The 1,351-nt window shown below is 38.3% G+C and carries 3 protein-coding genes; all 3 read right to left on the bottom strand.

Annotated features, from left to right (window positions below):
* On the bottom strand, nucleotides 1-391 hold a 391-nt coding region (locus AKK44_RS08410), incomplete at its 3' end, for an ArpU family phage packaging/lysis transcriptional regulator (RefSeq protein WP_054279299.1).
* A 431-nt stretch (nucleotides 392-822) separates the two neighbouring features.
* Entirely contained in the window at nucleotides 823-1,038 is a 216-nt protein-coding gene (locus AKK44_RS08405; protein ID WP_054279300.1) for a crAss001_48 related protein, read from the bottom strand.
* A complete protein-coding gene (locus AKK44_RS09145) occupies nucleotides 1,035-1,202 on the bottom strand; it encodes a hypothetical protein (RefSeq protein ID WP_169750805.1) in 168 nt (55 codons plus the stop codon). Before AKK44_RS09145 ends, AKK44_RS08405 begins: the two co-directional genes overlap by 4 nt.
* Nucleotides 1,203-1,351: the final 149 nt, after the last annotated feature.

Below are 1,351 nucleotides of genomic sequence, written 5' to 3'. Positions count from 1 at the left end.
ACAGCTCTGCAAAAGACAATAGAGCTATTTCAAGTGTGTCATAATAGAAACTTTCCGACATACACAATTCTGTATAAATAACCTTATCTGCTTTTTTGTAAGGAGCTAAGTATTTATCATACAAAATCCTGCGTCTTTCTGGCTCTAATATCATACTGACAGCTTGCTCAATCGCATCTAACTCCTGTTCTGCAGATACACGATTAAGTGCTAACCTTTCAACTGGTTTGCTAGGAACTCCGTGAGGCTGTCTTGGCTCGAATGAGTAAGTAGCTGTAACTTTTTGAGTATCTACATCATTAGCTATCCTTCGCCAGCGCGGATACTCTCTCAATTTACGCTTGGCGTTAGATTTTGTTTTTTGGATGTCAATCTCTGGAAAAAACGTCATGAAAGCCCCCGTTGTGTTATAATATTATTAACAGATATAACTAAAGGGCGTTCCATGTGGACGTCTTTTTTTTGGTCCAGGCACACGAGACCGTCTTTGCACAAGATTTTTAAGTGCCTTGCATAATAACGAGATGCTCGCTTTAGATTTATGGATAAAATTATTTTTTGACACAGGCGCACGATGTCATGTCGAAGCATAAGCAACGCCTTGAATAATCACAGATGGCCGATAATCCGTTTTAGATTTTTTAGAAAAACACAAAGTTAACCTCTTTTTATTTCATTTCGGTCTAAGACTACACAACGATTATTCCACGTCATGTAGCTGATAAAACTGTTTATAGAAGGCTTTCTAGGATAAGTTTAACGAGTATTCCAGCTCGTAACCCCACAGAGCCATTGCAGGCTCTTGTGCGCTTGCGTGGGGTTTCATTCTAAATCAATCCCTTCAAACTTAGCTCTCAATTCTAATATATCAATATACTGAGCCATCACACGTCTCTGTTCATGAAATAGCTTGATAGGACTGTTAGGCTCAAAAGAGAGTATGCCCTGTGCATGCTTATCTAACATTGCATCAAGTTTTGACAAACGCTCTATAAGTTGATTATATTCTTCGATAAATCGTTTTTGATATGCTTTCATTTTGTCACCTCTTCTTTTAATAGTCCAGATAGAGCAGAGTGGCTTTCAAGTAATAATTCAAATGTTCCGTCTGGGTTAAACACCAATGCTTCAAAATCGTTCTCGCATTCATCAATTAAATCACCTAGTCTATCTACCAAGCTTTTTATTTCAACGTTATTCATTTTGTCACCTCCTCGGCCCATTGCCAAGCCCAGTCAAAGTCTTTGCGAATTTCGGATTCGGTGAGTTGGAATCCTTCTTGTTCTACCCAATCGCTATTAATTGTAAAGTAAATGATTACTCCGTTAATAGCTCTCATCAGAGTTGTTGT

This window comes from Streptococcus phocae (assembly GCF_001302265.1).
GTDB classification, from domain to species: domain Bacteria; phylum Bacillota; class Bacilli; order Lactobacillales; family Streptococcaceae; genus Streptococcus; species Streptococcus phocae.
Note: the sequence above shows the minus strand (reverse complement) of the source record. Positions and strands in the feature narration are given on the sequence as shown.

Excerpts from the sequence above, each read along its gene's own strand:
- AKK44_RS08405 (WP_054279300.1), bottom strand. The coding sequence starts at position 1,038 with ATGAAAGCATATCAAAAACGATTTATCGAAGAATATAATCAACTTATA.
- AKK44_RS09145 (WP_169750805.1), bottom strand. The coding sequence starts at position 1,202 with ATGAATAACGTTGAAATAAAAAGCTTGGTAGATAGACTAGGTGATTTA.